This window comes from Sphingomonas panaciterrae (genome assembly GCF_036890205.1).
GTDB classification, from domain to species: Bacteria; Pseudomonadota; Alphaproteobacteria; order Sphingomonadales; family Sphingomonadaceae; genus Sphingomonas; species Sphingomonas panaciterrae.
In genome coordinates this window covers 327191-344172 of the sequence record NZ_JAKNQR010000002.1, presented here as the reverse complement: position 1 = coordinate 344172, position 16982 = coordinate 327191, and the positions used below count along the sequence as shown (strand labels likewise).

General features: G+C 66.7%; 17 protein-coding genes. 12 read left to right on the top strand and 5 right to left on the bottom strand.

The genetic code is table 11. The annotated features are described in order from the left end of the window. Window positions 1–29: 29 nt before the first annotated feature. The 5 genes from gcvT to L8F96_RS08575 all read left to right on the top strand — a co-directional run bounded on the left by gcvT (window position 30) and on the right by L8F96_RS08575 (window position 4918). Window positions 30–1175: a glycine cleavage system aminomethyltransferase GcvT gene (gene gcvT / locus L8F96_RS08595; protein WP_334655776.1), complete on the top strand. Its 1146-nt coding sequence runs from the start codon at window positions 30–32 to the stop codon at window positions 1173–1175. Between the two features lies 1 nt (window position 1176). Beyond that, on the top strand, window positions 1177–1548 hold the full coding sequence (gene gcvH, locus L8F96_RS08590) for a glycine cleavage system protein GcvH (protein ID WP_334655775.1): 372 nt from the start codon (window positions 1177–1179) through the stop codon (window positions 1546–1548). Between the two features lie 125 nt (window positions 1549–1673). Further along, window positions 1674–3032 (top strand): aminomethyl-transferring glycine dehydrogenase subunit GcvPA, encoded by a 1359-nt coding sequence (gene gcvPA / locus L8F96_RS08585; protein ID WP_334655774.1) that lies wholly within the window; start codon window positions 1674–1676, stop codon window positions 3030–3032. Beyond that, complete coding sequence (gene gcvPB, locus L8F96_RS08580; protein WP_334655773.1) at window positions 3029–4606, top strand: aminomethyl-transferring glycine dehydrogenase subunit GcvPB; 1578 nt, start codon at window positions 3029–3031, stop codon at window positions 4604–4606. The genes gcvPA and gcvPB overlap by 4 nt, the downstream gene beginning before the upstream one ends. Continuing rightward, window positions 4607–4918: a hypothetical protein gene (locus tag L8F96_RS08575; protein WP_334655772.1), complete on the top strand. Its 312-nt coding sequence runs from the start codon at window positions 4607–4609 to the stop codon at window positions 4916–4918. Between the two features lie 24 nt (window positions 4919–4942). Here L8F96_RS08575 and L8F96_RS08570 read toward each other — a convergent pair whose 3' ends face one another. From L8F96_RS08570 to L8F96_RS08560, 3 genes are read right to left on the bottom strand one after another with little or no spacing between them, the layout of a single operon-like run. Next, window positions 4943–5197: a hypothetical protein gene (locus tag L8F96_RS08570; RefSeq protein WP_334655771.1), complete on the bottom strand. Its 255-nt coding sequence runs from the start codon at window positions 5195–5197 to the stop codon at window positions 4943–4945. Window positions 5198–5217: 20 nt separating this feature from the next. Continuing rightward, on the bottom strand, window positions 5218–6966 hold the full coding sequence (locus tag L8F96_RS08565) for a DUF885 domain-containing protein (RefSeq protein ID WP_334655770.1): 1749 nt from the start codon (window positions 6964–6966) through the stop codon (window positions 5218–5220). Between the two features lie 40 nt (window positions 6967–7006). Beyond that, window positions 7007–7906 (bottom strand): DMT family transporter, encoded by a 900-nt coding sequence (locus L8F96_RS08560; RefSeq protein WP_046410901.1) that lies wholly within the window; start codon window positions 7904–7906, stop codon window positions 7007–7009. 47 nt (window positions 7907–7953) lie between these two features. Here L8F96_RS08560 and proS point away from each other — a divergent pair, with 47 nt between their 5' ends. Both proS and L8F96_RS08550 read left to right on the top strand, forming a co-directional pair. Next, window positions 7954–9489 (top strand): proline--tRNA ligase, encoded by a 1536-nt coding sequence (gene proS / locus L8F96_RS08555; RefSeq protein ID WP_334655769.1) that lies wholly within the window; start codon window positions 7954–7956, stop codon window positions 9487–9489. Then, a complete protein-coding gene (locus tag L8F96_RS08550; RefSeq protein WP_125945741.1) occupies window positions 9489–9917 on the top strand; it encodes a hotdog fold thioesterase in 429 nt (142 codons plus the stop codon). The genes proS and L8F96_RS08550 overlap by 1 nt, the downstream gene beginning before the upstream one ends. Window positions 9918–9941: 24 nt before the next feature. On the opposite strand, the gene L8F96_RS08545 is transcribed toward L8F96_RS08550, so the two are convergent. Beyond that, window positions 9942–10322 carry a VOC family protein gene (locus L8F96_RS08545; RefSeq protein ID WP_136451537.1) on the bottom strand — a complete coding sequence of 127 codons (381 nt, stop codon included), beginning with the start codon at window positions 10320–10322 and terminating at the stop codon, window positions 9942–9944. A gap of 52 nt (window positions 10323–10374) precedes the next feature. Then, window positions 10375–11202, bottom strand: a complete 828-nt coding sequence (locus L8F96_RS08540) for a TIGR00266 family protein (RefSeq protein ID WP_046410897.1) — start codon at window positions 11200–11202, stop codon at window positions 10375–10377. A 204-nt stretch (window positions 11203–11406) separates the two neighbouring features. On the opposite strand from L8F96_RS08540, the gene L8F96_RS08535 reads away from it, so the two are divergent. The 5 genes from L8F96_RS08535 (at window position 11407) to queC (ending at window position 16981) form a co-directional block, all read left to right on the top strand. Next, window positions 11407–12705, top strand: coding sequence for an O-acetylhomoserine aminocarboxypropyltransferase/cysteine synthase family protein (locus L8F96_RS08535; protein WP_334655768.1), 1299 nt, complete (start codon window positions 11407–11409; stop codon window positions 12703–12705). Window positions 12706–12821: 116 nt separating this feature from the next. Then, window positions 12822–14012 carry an aspartate aminotransferase family protein gene (locus tag L8F96_RS08530; protein WP_334655767.1) on the top strand — a complete coding sequence of 397 codons (1191 nt, stop codon included), beginning with the start codon at window positions 12822–12824 and terminating at the stop codon, window positions 14010–14012. A 128-nt stretch (window positions 14013–14140) separates the two neighbouring features. Continuing rightward, window positions 14141–15061, top strand: coding sequence for an ornithine carbamoyltransferase (gene argF / locus L8F96_RS08525; protein ID WP_136451539.1), 921 nt, complete (start codon window positions 14141–14143; stop codon window positions 15059–15061). Between the two features lie 113 nt (window positions 15062–15174). Then, entirely contained in the window at window positions 15175–16080 is a 906-nt protein-coding gene (hslO, locus tag L8F96_RS08520) for an Hsp33 family molecular chaperone HslO (RefSeq protein WP_417158961.1), read from the top strand. 202 nt (window positions 16081–16282) lie between these two features. Then, window positions 16283–16981 carry a 7-cyano-7-deazaguanine synthase QueC gene (gene queC / locus L8F96_RS08515; RefSeq protein WP_334655765.1) on the top strand — a complete coding sequence of 233 codons (699 nt, stop codon included), beginning with the start codon at window positions 16283–16285 and terminating at the stop codon, window positions 16979–16981. Window position 16982: the final 1 nt, after the last annotated feature.

The following is a 16982-nucleotide window of genomic DNA, read 5'->3' as shown; positions in this document are numbered from 1 at the left end:
CGATCGCCCTTGAAGACGGACGATCCGCGATGAGCGATCACGACGACGAAGACGTAATCATCGAAACCATGACGCTGCCGCTCGACGCGTGGCATCGTGCCCATGGCGGCCGGATGGTCGAATTCGCGGGCTATTGGATGCCGGTGCAGTTCGAAGGCATCATGGCCGAACATCTGTGGACACGCGAAAGCGCCGGCCTGTTCGATGTCAGCCACATGGGCCAGATCACCTTCCGCGGCGAGGGGCTGGTGCCCGCGCTCGAGGCGATGATGCCCGCCGACATCGCCGGCCTCGCGCTCAACCGCGCGCGCTATTCGCTGCTGCTCGACGAAAACGGCGGCATCCTCGACGATCTGATGCTGACGCGCCTGCCCGCAGACGAGGATGGCGAGCGCATCTACATGGTCGTCAACGGCGCGACCAAGTACGACGACATCGCGCACATGCTCGATCATCTGCCCGACGACATCACGCTGAACCTGATGGAGGACCATGCGCTCTTGGCGCTGCAGGGCCCCAAGGCAGTGGATGCGCTGGTGCGGCTGGTGCCGGGCGTCGATGCTTTGGTGTTCATGCAGGCGGCGCTTTTCACCTGGGAGGGGCATGATCTGTGGATCAGCCGCTCGGGTTATACCGGCGAGGATGGCTTCGAGATCTCGATCCCGGCGGAGGGCGTCGGGGCGTTCGCCGATGCGCTGCTCGAACAGCCCGAAGTGAAGCCGATCGGCCTTGGCGCACGCGATTCGCTGCGCCTCGAGGCTGGGCTCCCGCTCTACGGTCATGACCTCTCGCCGGAGATCACCCCGGTGATGGCGGACCTCGGTTTCGCGCTGTTCAAGCGCCGTCGCGAGGAAGGCGGCTTCCCCGGTGCCGAGCGCATCCTGGCCGAGCGCGAGAACGGCCCCGTCACCAAGCGGGTCGGCCTGCTGGTGGAAGGGCGCCAGCCGGTGCGCGAGGGCGCCACCGTGCTCGATGAAGACGGCAGCACCGTCGGCAACGTCACGTCCGGCGGCTTCGCTCCCAGCGTCGGGGCACCGATCGCCATGGCGTACGTTCCGCTCGCGATGGCGACGCCGGGCACCCGCATCCAGCTTTCGCAGCGTGGCAAGGTCCACGCCGCCACCGTTACTCCCATGCCATTCGTCCCCCACCGCTATGTCCGAGGAGCGAAGTAAGATGAGCCGTTATTTCACCGAGGATCATGAGTGGATCGACGTCGACGGTGATGTCGGCACGGTCGGCATCTCGGATTATGCGCAGGGCCAGCTTGGCGACATCGTGTTCGTCGACGTGCCGGAAGCCGGCAAGTCGCTCGTCAAGGGTGACGAGGCAGCCGTGGTCGAAAGCGTGAAGGCCGCCAGCGACGTCTATTCGCCGGTCTCGGGCTCCGTGATCGAAGGCAACGCCGCGCTCGCTGACGAGCCGGGCCTGGTGAACACCGATCCGGAAGGCGAGGGCTGGTTCTTCAAGCTGACCCTGTCCGACGCGTCGCAGCTCGACGGCCTGATGGACGAAGCCGCCTACCAGGCCTTCGTCGCGAAGCTGTGATTGGCAACTAGCCCCTCTCCTTCAGGGGAGGGGTTGGGGTGGGGTCTCTCCGCCGGCGCTGTGCCGCGTGAGGGTGACACACCCTGTCAGCCCCTCCCGCTGGTGGGAGGGGAGGAGTGTATCGAATGCGCTACCTACCGCTTACCGACCATAACCGCCGCGAGATGCTCGCCGTCATCGGTGCCGGCTCGATCGACGACCTGTTCGTCGACGTGCCCGAATCCGCGCGCCTGTCCGGCCCGATCGCGAACCTCCCCGCGCACGCGAGCGAGCTGGCGGTCGAACGCCACATGACGAAGCTCGCTCGGCAGAATCTGTCCGCGGGCGAGGCGCCGTTCTTCCTGGGCTGCGGCGCATACCGCCACCATGTCCCCGCCAGCGTCGATCACCTGATCCAGCGCGGCGAGTTCCTGACCGCCTACACGCCCTACCAGCCGGAGATCGCGCAGGGCACGCTGCAGATGCTGTTCGAGTTCCAGACGCAGGTCGCGCGAATGCTGGGGACCGATGTGGCAAACGCATCGATGTACGACGGCTCCACCGCCTGCTGGGAAGCGATCGGCATGGCGCGCCGCATCACCAAACGCGCCAAGGCGATCCTCTCGGGCGGCCTCCACCCGCATTACGTCTCCGTCGCCAAGACGATGGCGAAATACACCGGCGACTCGCTCGAAACCTCGCTGCCGGCGCTGACCGCAGAGACTGACGTCGACTCGCTGATCGCCAGCATCGATGACGACACCAGCTGCGTCGTCGTCCAATATCCCGACATCCTCGGCCGCATCACCGATCTTCAGCCGCTGGCGGACGCGTGCCACGCGAAGAAGGCGCTGCTGATCGCCGTCGTCACCGAGCCGGTGGCACTCGGCGCGATCAAGTCGCCGGGTGAGATGGACGCCGATATCGTGGTCGGCGAGGGCCAGTCGATTGGCGTCGGGCTCCAGTTCGGCGGGCCCTACGTGGGCCTGTTCGGCTGCAAGGACAAATATGTCCGCCAGATGCCCGGCCGACTGTGCGGCGAGACGGTGGACGCCGACGGCCGCCGCGGCTTCGTGCTGACGCTTTCCACGCGTGAGCAGCACATTCGCCGCGAGAAGGCGACCAGCAATATCTGCACCAATTCCGGCCTCTGCGCGCTGGCCTTCTCGATCCACATGACGCTGCTGGGTGAGGCTGGCCTTCGACGGCTGGCCGGGATCAACCACGCCCAGGCCTGCCGCGCCGCCGATCGCCTCGCCAAGGTGCCGGGCGTGCGGCTCGTCAACGACAGCTTCTTCAACGAATTCACGCTCGATCTCGGCCAGGAGGCGCGCCCGCTGGTGCGCACGCTCGCCGATCGCGGCGTGCTCGCCGGCGTATCGCTCGGCCGGCTCTATCCGGGCGAAGGCGCATTGGAGAATGGCCTGGTCGTGGCGGTGACCGAAACCGTGACCGACGAGGATATCGAGGCGCTGGCGACCGCGCTTCAGGAGGTGCTGGCATGACCATCAACCAGAGCGGCTGGAAGCCCACGTCCCCCCAGGCAAATGAAGGCGGCGCCCCCGCCACCTTCACCGGCAACAAGGCGCTGATGCTCGAAGAGGCGCTGATCTTCGAGATCGGCGATGATCAGACCACCGGCGTCGACTTCGCTGGCGGCGACGTTTCCACCGCGCGCCTCGGCAATCTCGCGCGCACCGCGCCGATCGGCCTGCCGGGCCTCAGCGAGCCGGAGACGGTGCGCCATTATACGCGCCTCAGCCGGCAGAATTACGCCATCGACCTCGGCCTCTTCCCGCTCGGCTCGTGCACGATGAAGCACAACCCGCGCCTCAATGAGAAGATGGCGCGCCTGCCGGGCTTTGCGGACGTCCACCCGCTCCAGCCGGTCGATACGGTGCAGGGCGCGCTCGGCGTCATCAACGAACTGGCGGTGTGGCTGATCGAGCTGACCGGCATGCACGGCGTCGCGATGAGCCCCAAGGCCGGCGCGCATGGCGAGCTGTGCGGCATCCTGTGCATCAAGGCGGCGCTGGAGAAGCGTGGCGAGGGCCATCGCAAGGTCGTGCTGGTCCCCGAAAGCGCCCACGGCACCAACCCCGCGACGGCCGCCTTCGCCGGCTTCAGCGTGGAGGACATCCCCGCAACGCCGGAAGGCCGCGTCGATACCGAGGCGCTGAAGGCGCGGCTCGGCCCGGATGTCGCGGCGGTGATGATCACCAACCCCAACACTTGCGGCCTGTTCGAGCGTGATCTGAAGGCGATCTCCGATGCGGTCCATGCCGCCGGCGCCTACGTCTATTGCGACGGCGCGAACTTCAACGCGATCGTCGGCCGCGTGCGTCCGGGCGACCTTGGCGTCGATGCGATGCACATCAACCTGCACAAGACCTTCTCCACCCCGCATGGCGGCGGCGGCCCCGGCTCCGGCCCGACCGTATTGTCGGAGGCGCTGGCGCCGTTCGGCCCGCTGCCCTTCACCGCGCGGATGAAGGACGGCCATATCGCGCTGATCGAGGAAGAGACGGCGGGCGACGATCACCCCGACACGTTCGGCCGCATGACCGCCTTCCACGGCCAGATGGGCATGTTCACCCGCGCGCTGACCTATATCCTCAGCCACGGCGCCGACGGCCTGCGTCAGGTCGCCGAGGATGCGGTGCTCAACGCCAATTACGTCCTGCGCAGCCTCGAGGACACGCTCGACGCGCCGTTCGCCTTCTCCGGCCCGTGCATGCACGAGGCGATCTTCTCGGACGAAGGCTTCCCCGAAGGCTTCTCGACGATCGACGTCGCCAAGGCGCTGATCGACGAGGGCTTCCACCCGATGACCATGTATTTCCCGCTGGTCGTCCATGGCGCGATGCTGGTCGAGCCGACGGAAACGGAGTCAAAGGCCGCGCTCGATCAGTTCATCGGCGCGCTGCGCTCGGTGGCGGAACGCGCCAAGGCCGGTGACCAGAGCCTCAAGACCGCGCCGCACTTCGCGCCGCGCAGCCGCCTCGACGAGACGCTGGCCGCGCGCAAGCCGAAGCTGGTGTGGAAGGCGCCGGTCGTCAGCAGCGAGGCGGCCGAGTAAATGACGGGCAGGGCGGTGCTGGCGGGCACCGCCGGCCTTGTCGGCGGCGCGGCGCTGGGGCTGCTCGCCTCGCTGCTCTTCGTCCATTTGTGGCATAATGTGCTGCGCCTGCCGCCGCTCAACGATGATCCCAAGCCCGGCATTGCGATGCTCGGCGGCGTGGTGCCGATCTCGATGGCGCTCGGTGCGCTGCTTGGCACCTTGGGGATGGTTCGCCGCGCCCGGCAGGGGCAGTCCTTGCGGCCGTGGCTGATCCTGTTCGGCCTCGCGCTTGCCGTCACGCTCGCCGGCCTGATCGCGATCATCTCCTGATCACGCCGGCCGATCGGACAACCGTCAGTCGCTGCTTCGCTTCGGCCTGAGCGACGCCGCCAGCACGATCCCCGCGCCGATCTGCGCCATCCCGTACAGCCGCCGCCGTCCCGGATGGCCGCCGAACGGGCGGACCAGCGCGTCGACCGCGTCGACCTCCGATCGCCACAGCGCGACATGCCGCTTGGGCTGCAGCAGCCCGAGCAGGCCGTCGCCGATCATGAACACCGCGGCCATTTCGGCCGACCGTTTTAGGCCCAGCGCCAGATTGTCATCCATGCCGGGCTAAACGCTCGGCGTCAGGCGGCGGGTTCCTTGGGGTAGGGCGATGGTCCCCCTTCCGCGATGAAGCGATCGACCCGCGCCTCCAGCACCGGGATCGGCACGCTGCCAAGGCTCAGCACCAGATCGTGGAAGTTGCGGATGTCGAACCGGTCGCCCAGCGCCTTCTCCGCCTTGGCGCGCGATCGCTGCACCGCCAGCTGGCCCAGGTAATAGCTCAGCGCCTGTCCCGGCCAGCCGATGTAGCGATCGACCTCGGTCGTGATCTCATGCTCGCTCAGCGCGGTATTCTCGCGGAAATATTGCAGCGCCTGGTCGCGGGTCCAGCCCTTGGCGTGGATACCCGTATCGATCACCAGCCGCGCCGCGCGCCACGCCTGATACGACAGCATCCCGAACCGCTCATAGGGCGTGCGATAGAAACCCATCTCGTCGCCCAGCCGCTCGGTGTACAGCGCCCATCCTTCACCGAAGGCGGAGATATAGCTGTTGCGTCGGAACGGCTTCAGCGTGGTGTTCTCGATCGACAGCGGCATCTGGAACGCATGGCCGGGCGCACTTTCATGCAGCGTCAGCGCGGGCAGCTGGAACAGCGGCCGTGACGGCAGGTCATAGGTGTTGACCAGATACGTTCCCGGTCCACCACGCCCGGCGGTGTAGAAGGGCGCGATATCGGGCGGCACCTCGATGATCGCGAACCGCTGCCGCGGCAGCCGGCCGAACCACTTGCCCGCCATCGCGTCGAAACGCTTCGCGTGCCACGCCGCCTCCTTCATCAGCTCGTCGGCGGTCTTGGGGTAGAATTGCGGGTCGGTGCGCAGGAACTTCAGGAACGCGGGCAGGTCGCCGTCGAACTTCGCGTCCTTCTTCACCTGCTCCATCTCGGCGCGGATCTTGGCGATCTCGGCCAGGCCCAGCGCGTGGATCGCGTCGGGCGTCATGTCCAGCGTGGTAAAGGCGCGGATCCGGCTGCGGTAATAGGCCTGGCCATTGTCATAGCGCGTCGCCGCCAGCTCGTCGGTCATGCCCGGGAAATATTCGCCGCGCAGGAACGTCAGCAGCGTCTTGTGCGCCGGCACGATCTCCCCGGCGATGATCGCGCGCGCCTCGGCCTGCAACGCCGCCCGGCGATCGGCCGGGATGGAGGCGGGCAGCTTGGCGAACGGCTGGTAATAGACCACCGTCGTCGGGTCGGTCGCCGTGGCGATCGTCTCCACCGCCTTGTCGCGGCCCTGCATGATGACGGCGGGCGGGGTGAAGCCGCGCTTCAGGCCCAGCCGCATATTGTCGGTCTGCTGGCCCAGGTAGCGCGGCACGGTGCGCAGCCAGCTAAGATAGCGCCGATAATCCTTCTCGCCCCCGGCGAAGCTGCCGCGCGCGGTATAATGCAGGTCGCTCCAGAACGCGCTGTCGCCGTTCAGCGGCTTCTCCCACTCGCGGAACTGCTCCTCGTCGATCAGCGCGGCGATCTGCGCGCGATAGACCTGCCAGTCGATCAGCGTGTCGGGCGACAGCCGCTTGGTATCGACCGCGTCGAGCTTCGCCAGCGTCCCCTTCCAATAAGCGAGCCGCCTGGCGTGCGCCTCGGCGGACACGTCGGGCAGGCGGTCATCCACCACGCCCGGACCAGCATCCGCCAGTCCCTCGCTTTGTCGCCACGCCCATTCCGCGCGCCAGATCGCGTCAAAGGCGGCATCCGCGGCGGTGGCGGCAGGGGCAGGGGCGACGGCGGCGGCGACAAGCGCCAGCGAGGTGACGAAGGGCATGTCAGGCTAGGTGTCCGATCATCACCATCCCCGCAAGCCGTCACTCCATCGAAATCGCGCCCTTCGTCTCCTTCTGCCGCCGCACATGCTCGCGCCACACGATGTAAAGGCCCGATGCGATGATGATCGGCGCGCCCAGCCAGGTGCTCGGCACCGGCAGCATCCCGAACACCAGCCAGCCGAACAGCGTCGCCCACAGCAGCGCGGTATAATCCATCGGCACCACCAGGCTGACGTCACCCAGTTGCAGCGACCGCGTCATCGCGATCTGCGCCACCCCGCCCAGCAGGCCGATCGCAAGCAGCAGCACCCACACCAGCGGCGGATGCGCCTTCACCGACACGGCGTACACCACCGACAGCGGCACCAGCGACAGCGTGGAAAACCAGAACACGGTGGTCAGCCCCGCCTCCGACTTGCCCAGCGTCCGCAGCAGGATGGAGATGCACGCGGTGCCGAACGCCGCGCCAAGGCCCGTCGCGATGCCCAGCGGCGGGATATGGCCGTCCCCCGGCTGAGTCACGATCAGCACCCCGACGAACCCCGCCAGCACCGCCGCCCAGCGCCGCCACCCGGTCGCTTCGTGCAGCAACAACGCGCCCAGCACCGTGGCAAAGATCGGCATCGAGAACCCCAGCGTCGTCGCCTCCGCCAAGGGAAGCAGCAGCAACGTCCAGAAGGTCAGCGTCATCGCCGTCAGCCCGATCACGCAGCGAAGCACATGCGCCCCGAACCGCTGCGTCTTGAGCGAGGCAAATCCCGGCCCCGTCCCGACGATCGACACCACCAGCAACGCCGCGCCGAATTGCCGCCAGAACAGGATCTCGCCCAGCCCCGCACCCTCAGCCTCCGCCACCTTGATCACCGCGTTCATCGTCGCAAACAGCGCGACGGACGTAAGGCGCAGGCCGATGGCGCGAACAACGTTATCCTGACCCATTGGAACAGGCCCTAGCGAGCGACCGCGCGAGAAGCTATCCGCGCCTGATGATCAAGCATGCACTCCCCGTCACGCGCGAGGCGGATTTCGCCGCCTGGTACCAGGCCGTCATTTCGGAAGCCGACCTCGCCGAGGAATCGGGCGTGCGCGGCTGCATGGTCATCCGGCCATGGGGCTATGGCATCTGGGAACGCATCCAGCGCCTGCTCGACGATCGCATCAAGGCGACCGGCCATGAAAACTGCTACTTCCCGCTCTTCATCCCGCTCTCCTATTTCGAGAAGGAGGCCGAGCATGTCGAAGGCTTTGCGAAGGAGATGGCGGTCGTCACTCACCATCGCCTCGTCGCCGACGGCAAGGGCGGCCTGACCCCCGATCCCGAGGCAAAGCTGGAGGAGCCGCTGGTCGTCCGCCCCACCAGCGAGACGGTGATCGGCACTGCCTTCTCGCGCTGGGTGCAATCGTGGCGCGATCTCCCCGTGCTCATCAATCAATGGGCCAATGTCGTCCGCTGGGAAATGCGCACCCGCATGTTCCTGCGCACCAGCGAATTCCTCTGGCAGGAAGGGCATACCGCCCACGCCACCGCCGATGAGGCGCGCGAAGAGACGCTCAAGATGCTCGAGGTCTATCGCGACTTCGCCGAAAACTGCCTCGCGCTGCCGGTGGTGGCTGGCGAGAAGCCGGAGAATGAGCGTTTCCCCGGCGCCGTCGCGACCTATTCGATCGAGGCGATGATGCAGGACGGCAAGGCGCTCCAGGCGGGCACCAGCCACTTCCTCGGCACCAATTTCGCCCATGCGCAGAACATCCGCTTCCAGAATGCGAATGGCGAGCTTGAGTTCGCCAACACCACCAGCTGGGGCGTCTCGACCCGAATGATCGGCGGCGTCATCATGGTGCATGGCGACGACGACGGCCTGCGCGTGCCGCCGCGCATCGCCCCGTGGCAGATCGTGATCGTCCCCATGCTGCGCGACAAGCCTGAGGACGCGGAGCTGGTCGATTATTGCAAGGCGCTGCAGGCGTCGCTCGCGAAGCAGACCGCGCTCGGCGAGCCGGTCCGCGCGCTGCTCGATCTGAAGCCCGCCAAGGCCGCGACGAAGCGTTGGGGCTGGGTGAAGAAGGGCGCCCCGATCATTGTCGAGGTCGGCCCACGCGACATGGCCGGCGGCAACGTCTCGGTCGTCCGTCGCGATCGCCTCTATCGCGAGGATGGCAAGCTCGACAGCGCGATCGTCACGCAGGACACGTTCGTCGAACAGGCCGGCGCAATGCTCGAGGATATCCAGGTCGCGCTCCACAAGGAGGCGTCCGAGCGGCTGAAGGCCAGCATCAGCCCGGTCGATGACTGGGCCGGCGTCGAGGCGATGTTCGCCGACAGCGCGGCGAAGCCCGGCTGGGCCGACGTCGCCTGGTCGCGCCCGACCGGCGCCGAACTCGACAAGGTGGTCGAGCGGCTGAAGGCGCTGAAGCTCACCATCCGCAACGCACCGATGGGACAGACCGGCCACCCCGGCGCACCCTGCATCTTCACCGGCGGCCCGGCGGTCGAGCGCGTGCTGATCGGACGGTCCTACTGATGGCGATCTGGACCCGCCCGATCGACCTCGCGCAGCTCAACACATTGGGGGAGGGCGTCCTCCCCGGGCTGCTGGAGATCGAGTTCACCGATCACGGCGATGACTGGCTGCGCGCGCGAATGCCGGTCGGCAAGAAGGTGCATCAGCCCTTCGGCCGCCTCCACGGCGGCGCCTCGGTGGTGCTGGCCGAAACGGTCGCATCGGTCGCCGGCGCGATGGCCGTGCCCGACGGCAAGGTGACGGTCGGGCTCGACATCAACGCCAATCACGTGCGCGCCGCGCGCGACGGCTATGTCCACGCCACCGCGAAGGCGGAGCAGCTCGGCCGCACGACTCAGGTCTGGACGATCCGGATTGAGGATGATGCGGGCAAGCTCATCTGCCTCTCGCGCATGACCGCCGCGGTGATCGACGCCGCCGCCGGCTGAGCATCGGGGGCCGCCCGCCACGCCTCAGAAACTGTGGTGGACGGCCTCCAGATTGCACCCGTCGGGATCGAGCACGAAGGCAGCGTAATAGCCCGGATGGTAATGGGGCCGCAGGCCGGGCGCGCCATTGTCCTGCCCGCCGGCCGCCAGCGCCGCCGCGTGAAAGGCGTCAACGCTGGCCCGGTCGGGGGCCGCAACCGCGATATGGATGGCGCCGCTGATCGCCCGTCCCTTGGCGATCCACAGGAACGGCTTGGGTCCGACGCCATAGCCCACCTGGTCGGGCAGCTCTTCGCTGCCGCCCTGCACCATGACCCGCGTGATGCCGAGCGGCGCCAGCGCCTTGTCATAGAAGGCAAGCGAGCGCCGCATGTCGCCCACCGCAATGCTCACATGATCCAGCATGGCTACCTCCCGAAATCGCGGCGCGACGCCGCCCGCCGCCCCGGTTGCGCGGCTAGCGATTGCCGCCGATGAAATCGCCGAACCCGCCCAGCGCCGAACCTTCGCCACGGTTTCCGCCGCCGCCTTGCGCTGCGGCCATCATCCGGCCCGCAAGCCGTGCGAAGGGCAGCGACTGGACCCACACTTTCCCCGGCCCGGTCAGCCGCGCATAGAACATGCCCTCGCCGCCGAAGATCATGCTCTTGACGCCGCGCACCATCTCCAGGTCGAAATCGACCGAGGGCGTGAACGCGGCAAGGCAGCCGGTGTCGACGTGCAATTGCTCGCCGGGGGCAAGCTCGCGCTCCACCAGCGTGCCGCCCATCTGAACGAACACCCAGCCATCGCCCTCCAGCTTCTGCATGATGAAGCCTTCGCCGCCGAACAGCCCGGTCATCATCCGCCGCTGGAACGCGACGCCGATCGACACGCCCTTCGCCGCCGCAAGGAAGCTGTCCTTCTGGCAGATCAGCGTGCCGCCCAGGTCAGCGAGGCGGATCGGCAGGATCGTTCCCGGCGTCGGGCTGGCGAAGGCGACCCGCGCCTTGCCCGATCCGCGATGGGTGAAGACGGTGGTGAACAGGCTTTCGCCAGTGACGAGGCGCTTGCCCGCCCCCAGCAGCTTGCCCATGAACCCGCCATCACTGCCGCCGGACCCATCACCGAAGACGGTGGTCATCTCGATCGAGGCATCCTTCCACACGAAGGCCCCCGCCTCGGCGACCGCGCTTTCGCCGGGGTCCAGTTCGATCTCGACGAACTGCAATTCCTGTCCCTTGATCTCAAAATCGATATCGTCCGACAGCCCGGTGCGGGCGTGATGGGACCAGGGACCGGCCATGTGACATGCTCCATTCGTCTGTGTTGATCACTTAACACACATGGATACTCCGGCCGGGCATCGCCGGGGAAGGGGGGATCGTCGCACACGCCACTCGGTCTGGCGTCACGGCGATACCATCTTGGGGGATCGAAACCCTTTCTAGGTTCGCGATCGCGGCGCGAGGCGATAGCCTGCCTGCAACCAAGCCAAGGGAGAGTGTTCGTGAGCAAGGCCCATTACCGTCCGGAAACGCTGGCGCTGCATGCCGGTTGGCGCGCGGACCCCGCCACCGGGTCGGTGGCACCGCCGATCTTCCAGACGACCTCCTACCAGTTCCGCGATGCCGATCATGCCGCCGGGCTGTTCGCACTGCAGGAACTCGGCAACATCTACACCCGCATCGGCAACCCGACGACCGACATCCTCGAACAGCGGATCGCCGCGATCGAGGGCGGCGCGGCGGCGGTCGCGGTCGCCTCCGGACAGGCAGCGTCGGCCTATGCGGTGCAGAACCTTGCCCGCGCCGGCGACAATATCGTCAGCGCGACCGACCTCTACGGCGGTACCTACAATCTCTTCGCCAACACGCTGCGCGACATGGGGATCGACACCCGTTTCGTCGATCCGAGCGACCCGGGCGCCTTCGCCGCTGCCTCCGACGATCGCACCCGCGCCTGGTATGTCGAGACTTTGCCCAATCCGAAGCTGGTTGTCTCACCGCTGGCGGAGATTGCCGCCGCGGGGCGTGAGCTCGGCATCCCGCTCATCGTAGACAATACCGCCGCCCCGCTGCTTGCCCGCCCGCTCGATCATGGCGCGGCGATCGTCGTCTATTCGACCACCAAGTACATCGGCGGCCATGGCACCTCGATCGGCGGCATGATCGTCGACGGCGGCAATTTCGACTGGTCGGCCTATCCTGATCGTCAGCCGCTGCTCAACACGCCCGATCCCAGCTATCACGGTGCCGTCTGGGCGGAGGCGGCGAAGCCGCTCGGCCCGATCGCTTATGCGCTACGCGCCCGCACCGTGCTGTTGCGTGATCTCGGAGCCGCGCTCTCACCGTTCAACGCCTTCCAGATCCTTCAGGGGCTGGAAACGCTGCCGCTGCGCATGCCGCGCCATTGCGACAATGCGCTGAAGGTGGTCGATTTCCTGAAGGGCCGCCCGGACGTCACCCGCATCATCCACCCCTCGGTTCAGGAGGGGAAGCAGCGCGCCCGTGCCGATCGCTACCTCACCGGGGGTCTGGGCGGGCTGATCGGCATCGAGCTTGCCAGCGGTCGCGATGGCGGCCGCCGCTTCATCGATGCGCTGCAATTGTTCTACCATGTCGCCAACATCGGCGACGCACGCAGCCTCGCGATCCATCCCGCCTCCACCACCCATTCGCAATTGTCGGAGGAGGAACAGTTCGCGACCGGCGTGTCCGCTGGCTACGTCCGCCTCTCGATCGGGCTCGAACATATCGACGATATCCTCGCCGATCTGGCGCAGGCGCTGGACGCGGCGAAGGGCTGATCCGCCGGTTATGGCGTCACGCCTTTCACGGTGTTGACGCCCCCGGCACCGAATCCGTATCAGGGCGTCAGGGCGGTCCCTGTTGGGCCGCCCTTGCTCTTTCAAGGAGACGCCCCGTGTCGATCACCGCCCTGATGCCCGTTTATCCCCGCTGCGGGGTGCGGCCAGTGCGAGGCGAGGGGTGCCATCTGATCAGCGAGGATGGCCGCCGTTTCCTGGATTTCGCCAGCGGCATCGCGGTGAACGCGCTCGGCCATGGCCATCCGAAACTGGTGAAGGCGATCGCCGATCAGGCCGCCACGCTGATGCACGTCAGCAACCTCTACGGCAGCCCGCAGGGTGAGCAGTTCGCGCAGCGTCTGGTCGACAGCACCTTCGCCGACACGGTGTTCTTCACCAATTCGGGCGCCGAGGCGGTGGAATGTGCGATCAAGACCGCGCGCCGCTATCACTTCGCCAACGGCAACCCGCAGCGCCACGATCTCATCACCTTCTCGATGGCATTCCACGGTCGCACCATGGGCACCATCTCGGCCACCAACCAGGCCAAGATGCGCGACGGGTTCGAGCCGCTGCTGCCGGGCTTCAAATATGCCGAGTTCAACGATCTCGAAGGCGCGCTGGCGCTGATCGATGAAAACACCGCCGGCTTCCTGGTCGAACCGATCCAGGGCGAAGGCGGCATCCGCGCGGCGACGCCCGAGTTCCTCAAGGGCCTGCGCAAGGCGTGCGACGAACACGGCCTGCTGCTGGTGCTCGATGAAGTGCAGGCGGGCTATGGCCGCACCGGCAAGCTGTTCGCGCACGAACTCTACGGCATCACGCCCGACATCATGGCATCGGCCAAGGGCATCGGTGGCGGTTTCCCGCTCGGCGCCTGCCTCGCTACCGAGGAAGCGGCCAAGGGCATGGTGATCGGCACGCACGGCTCTACCTATGGCGGCAACCCGCTGGCGATGGCCGCGGGTGAGGCGGTGCTCGACGTGATCCTGGAGGACGGCTTCCTCGATCGCGTGACCCAGATGGGTGAGCGGCTGCGCTCGGGCCTCGAACAGATGATCCCCAACCACGATCACCTGTTCGACAGCGTGCGCGGCCACGGCCTGATGCTCGGCCTGAAGCTCAAGAGCGACAGCCGCCGCTTCGTTGAATTCGCCCGCGACAACCATGGCCTGCTGCTGGTCTCGGCCGGCGAGAATGTCGTGCGCGTTCTGCCGCCGCTGGTGATCGACGAAAGCCACATTGCCGAGTGTATCGAGAAGCTGAGCGAAGCGGCGCGCGTCTACGTTCCCGCCAGCGACGATTGACGGAAAAGGCTCCGGTGCCATGCGCCGGAGCCGTTCGGACGGATCTGGCCGCGCCTGTTTGGATCGAGGCCGATTTTCGCCGGATAGCGGCCACCCATAATGCGCCTGAGGCCATTGGAGGAGTTGAAGTGACCCGCCATTTCTTGAACCTGTCGGACGCCGGTGCCGATGGCCTCGCCGCCATTCTCGCGGACGCGCTCGATCGCAAGAAGGCCCGCGCCGGCTGGACCAAGGGCCGCGTGGACGCCGACGCCCCGCTCGCCGGTCACGTCCTGGCGATGATCTTCGAGAAGAATTCCACCCGCACCCGTGTCTCCTTCGACATGGCGGTGCGCCAGCTCGGCGGCCAGTCGATCGTGATGGAAGCGGGCCAGATGCAGCTCGGCCGGGGCGAGACGGTGGCCGACACCGCACGGGTCCTCTCCGGCTATGTCGACGCGATCATGATCCGCACCGACGATCACGCCAAGGTCGAGGAAATGGCGCATTACGCCAGCGTCCCGGTCATCAACGGCCTCACCGACGCGTCGCATCCGTGTCAGATCGCGGCCGACCTCCTCACCATCATCGAACAGGGCAAGTCGCTCCCAGGCCTGAAAGTCGCGTGGCTCGGCGACGGCAACAACGTCCTGGCATCCATCGTCGAGGCGGCTGGGCTGATGCAGTTCGATGTCGTCGCTGCCTGCCCACAGGGCTATCAGCCGTCGGAAGAAGACCTTGCGCTCGGCAAGGGCCGCGCAAAGGTCGTCGGTAATGCGCGCGAGGCCGTCGAAGGCGCCGATATCGTCGTCACCGACACCTGGATCTCGATGGGCCAGGCGCATGCCGACACCAAGCTCGCGGCCATGATGCCGTTCCAGGTCGATGCCGCGCTGATGGCGGCCGCCAAGCCCGACGCGAAGTTCCTCCACTGCCTCCCCGCGCACCGCGGGGAAGAGGTGACGCCCGACGTCATCGATGGTCCGCAATCGCTGATCTGGGCAGAGGCGGAAAATCGGCTGCACGCGCAAAAATCCATTCTGCGCTGGTGCTTGGGCCAGATCGGTTGATCCCGATCTTCTCCCGCACCATCTAGGCTGCCCATCCCCGTTCTCCCCGGACTGGCTAGGGCGCTCACGCTTGCGTGGGCGGAGTTGCAGCGGGCAAGGCTTGAATGAACAGCATGCAGACCGTCAAACCTGATTTTGACCGCGCGATTGGCTTCACCATCCCGGGCCAGAATGCCCGCGGCCGGATGGTGCGCCTCGGCCCGGTGCTCGACGAAATCCTCGCCGCCCACGCCTATCCGCCGGTCATCGAGTCGCTCCTCGCGGAGGCGCTGACCGTCACCGCCTTGGTCGGCGCGACATTGAAGGACGCCAACGGTCAGCTGACGCTCCAGACCCAGAGCGAGACAGGCGTCGTTCGCTTGCTCGTCTGCGATTATCGCGGCGGCGAAATTCGCGGTTACGTGCAGTTCGATGCCAACCTGTTGGCGGCCGCCCCGCAAGATCCGGCGCTCGTGGATTTGTTCGGCCAGGCCTATCTCGCGATCACCTTTGATCTGGCGACCACCAGGGAGCGCTACCAGGGCATCGTTCCGCTCGATGGCGATCGCCTCGCCGATGCCGTGCAGAGTTATTTCGCCCAGTCCGAGCAGATCCCGACCCAGGTCCGCGTCGGCTTTGCCAAGCACGACGGGCGTTGCATCGCCGGCGGCCTGCTGCTTCAGCATCTTCCCGAAGGCGAAGAAGGTCGCGCGCGTCTCCATACCAAGCTCGATCATCCTGAATGGGAGCATGTGGCGGCGCTGGGTGCCACCATGGGCGCGGATGAGCTGGCTGATACGTCGCTACCGCTCGAAACGCTGCTGTGGCGCCTGTTCAACGAGGAGGATGAGGTTCGAGTCCTTGCGGATACCGCCCTCTCGCGCGGCTGCCGCTGCACCCTGGAGCACATCCGCGGCGTGTTGGCGAAGTTCCCCCACGACGAACGTCTCGCCATGGCGGATGAGAACGGGGTGATCGGGGTCGATTGCGCCTTTTGCTCGACTGTGTTTCCCGTTCCCGTTGAGGAGCTTGCCGGCTGATCCGACGGGCAGGTGCGGGGCATTCGTTAGCACGATCTTAACGATCGATCCTTAAGCTGGCGACGTGCTTCTAGCCGAGCACTTCTCTCCCTAGTTCAGTCCTCTAGCCGGGACTTCCTGGCCGTTCGCGTGTGCGGACGGCCGTTTTCTTCGGCCTCATTCCTTGCATCATGCCACCGATGAGCCTAGCCGCCGCGCGATCATGACCAACGATCAACCATCTGCCGTCGTCCTTGTATCGGGCGGCTTGGACTCGATGATTTCTGCTGCCTTGGCGCGGGAGGCCGGATATCGCCTCTATGCGCTGTCGATCGATTACAACCAGCGCCACCAGGTGGAGCTCGCCGCGGCGCGGCAAATCGCACGTCAGCTTGGCGCGGTTCGGCACGTGGTGCTCCCGATCGATCTTTCCGCATTCGGTGGCTCGGCGCTGACTGCCGATATCGACGTACCGAAGGATGGGGTCGGGGAGGGGATACCGATCACCTACGTGCCGGCCCGCAATACCGTTTTCCTCAGCCTCGCTTTGGCGTGGGCGGAGACGGTGGGCGCCCGCGCGCTCTACATTGGTGTGAACGCGCTCGATTATTCCGGCTATCCCGACTGCCGCCCCGAGTTCATCGCCGGTTTCGAGAACCTTGCAGAACTCGCCACCAAGGCGGGGGTGGAGGGCCATGCCTTCCGGATTCAGGCGCCGCTGCAGCATATGACGAAGGCGGATATCGTGCGTGAAGGCGATAGGCTGGGTCTGGACCTGGGGCTGAGCTGGTCCTGCTACGATCCGGCGCCCGGCGGTCTGCATTGCGGGCTGTGCGACAGCTGCCGCCTGCGGCACAAGGGGTTCCAGGACGCAGGGATCGTTGATCCGACTGCTTACGCGATGACACCGTCGGCGCCCTGAC

What these genes read in the sequence shown, in the direction of transcription:
- L8F96_RS08570 (WP_334655771.1), bottom strand. Translation starts at nt 5,197, where the DNA reads ATGGATGACAATCTGGCGCTGGGCCTAAAACGGTCGGCCGAAATGGCC.
- L8F96_RS08545 (WP_136451537.1), bottom strand. Translation starts at nt 10,322, where the DNA reads ATGCTGGATCATGTGAGCATTGCGGTGGGCGACATGCGGCGCTCGCTT.
- queC (WP_334655765.1), top strand. Translation starts at nt 16,283, where the DNA reads ATGACCAACGATCAACCATCTGCCGTCGTCCTTGTATCGGGCGGCTTG.
- gcvH (WP_334655775.1), top strand. Translation starts at nt 1,177, where the DNA reads ATGAGCCGTTATTTCACCGAGGATCATGAGTGGATCGACGTCGACGGT.
- L8F96_RS08550 (WP_125945741.1), top strand. Translation starts at nt 9,489, where the DNA reads ATGGCGATCTGGACCCGCCCGATCGACCTCGCGCAGCTCAACACATTG.
- L8F96_RS08575 (WP_334655772.1), top strand. Translation starts at nt 4,607, where the DNA reads ATGACGGGCAGGGCGGTGCTGGCGGGCACCGCCGGCCTTGTCGGCGGC.
- L8F96_RS08565 (WP_334655770.1), bottom strand. Translation starts at nt 6,966, where the DNA reads ATGCCCTTCGTCACCTCGCTGGCGCTTGTCGCCGCCGCCGTCGCCCCT.
- hslO (WP_417158961.1), top strand. Translation starts at nt 15,175, where the DNA reads ATGCAGACCGTCAAACCTGATTTTGACCGCGCGATTGGCTTCACCATC.
- L8F96_RS08560 (WP_046410901.1), bottom strand. Translation starts at nt 7,906, where the DNA reads ATGGGTCAGGATAACGTTGTTCGCGCCATCGGCCTGCGCCTTACGTCC.
- L8F96_RS08540 (WP_046410897.1), bottom strand. Translation starts at nt 11,202, where the DNA reads ATGGCCGGTCCCTGGTCCCATCACGCCCGCACCGGGCTGTCGGACGAT.
- proS (WP_334655769.1), top strand. Translation starts at nt 7,954, where the DNA reads ATGATCAAGCATGCACTCCCCGTCACGCGCGAGGCGGATTTCGCCGCC.
- gcvPA (WP_334655774.1), top strand. Translation starts at nt 1,674, where the DNA reads ATGCGCTACCTACCGCTTACCGACCATAACCGCCGCGAGATGCTCGCC.
- gcvPB (WP_334655773.1), top strand. Translation starts at nt 3,029, where the DNA reads ATGACCATCAACCAGAGCGGCTGGAAGCCCACGTCCCCCCAGGCAAAT.
- gcvT (WP_334655776.1), top strand. Translation starts at nt 30, where the DNA reads ATGAGCGATCACGACGACGAAGACGTAATCATCGAAACCATGACGCTG.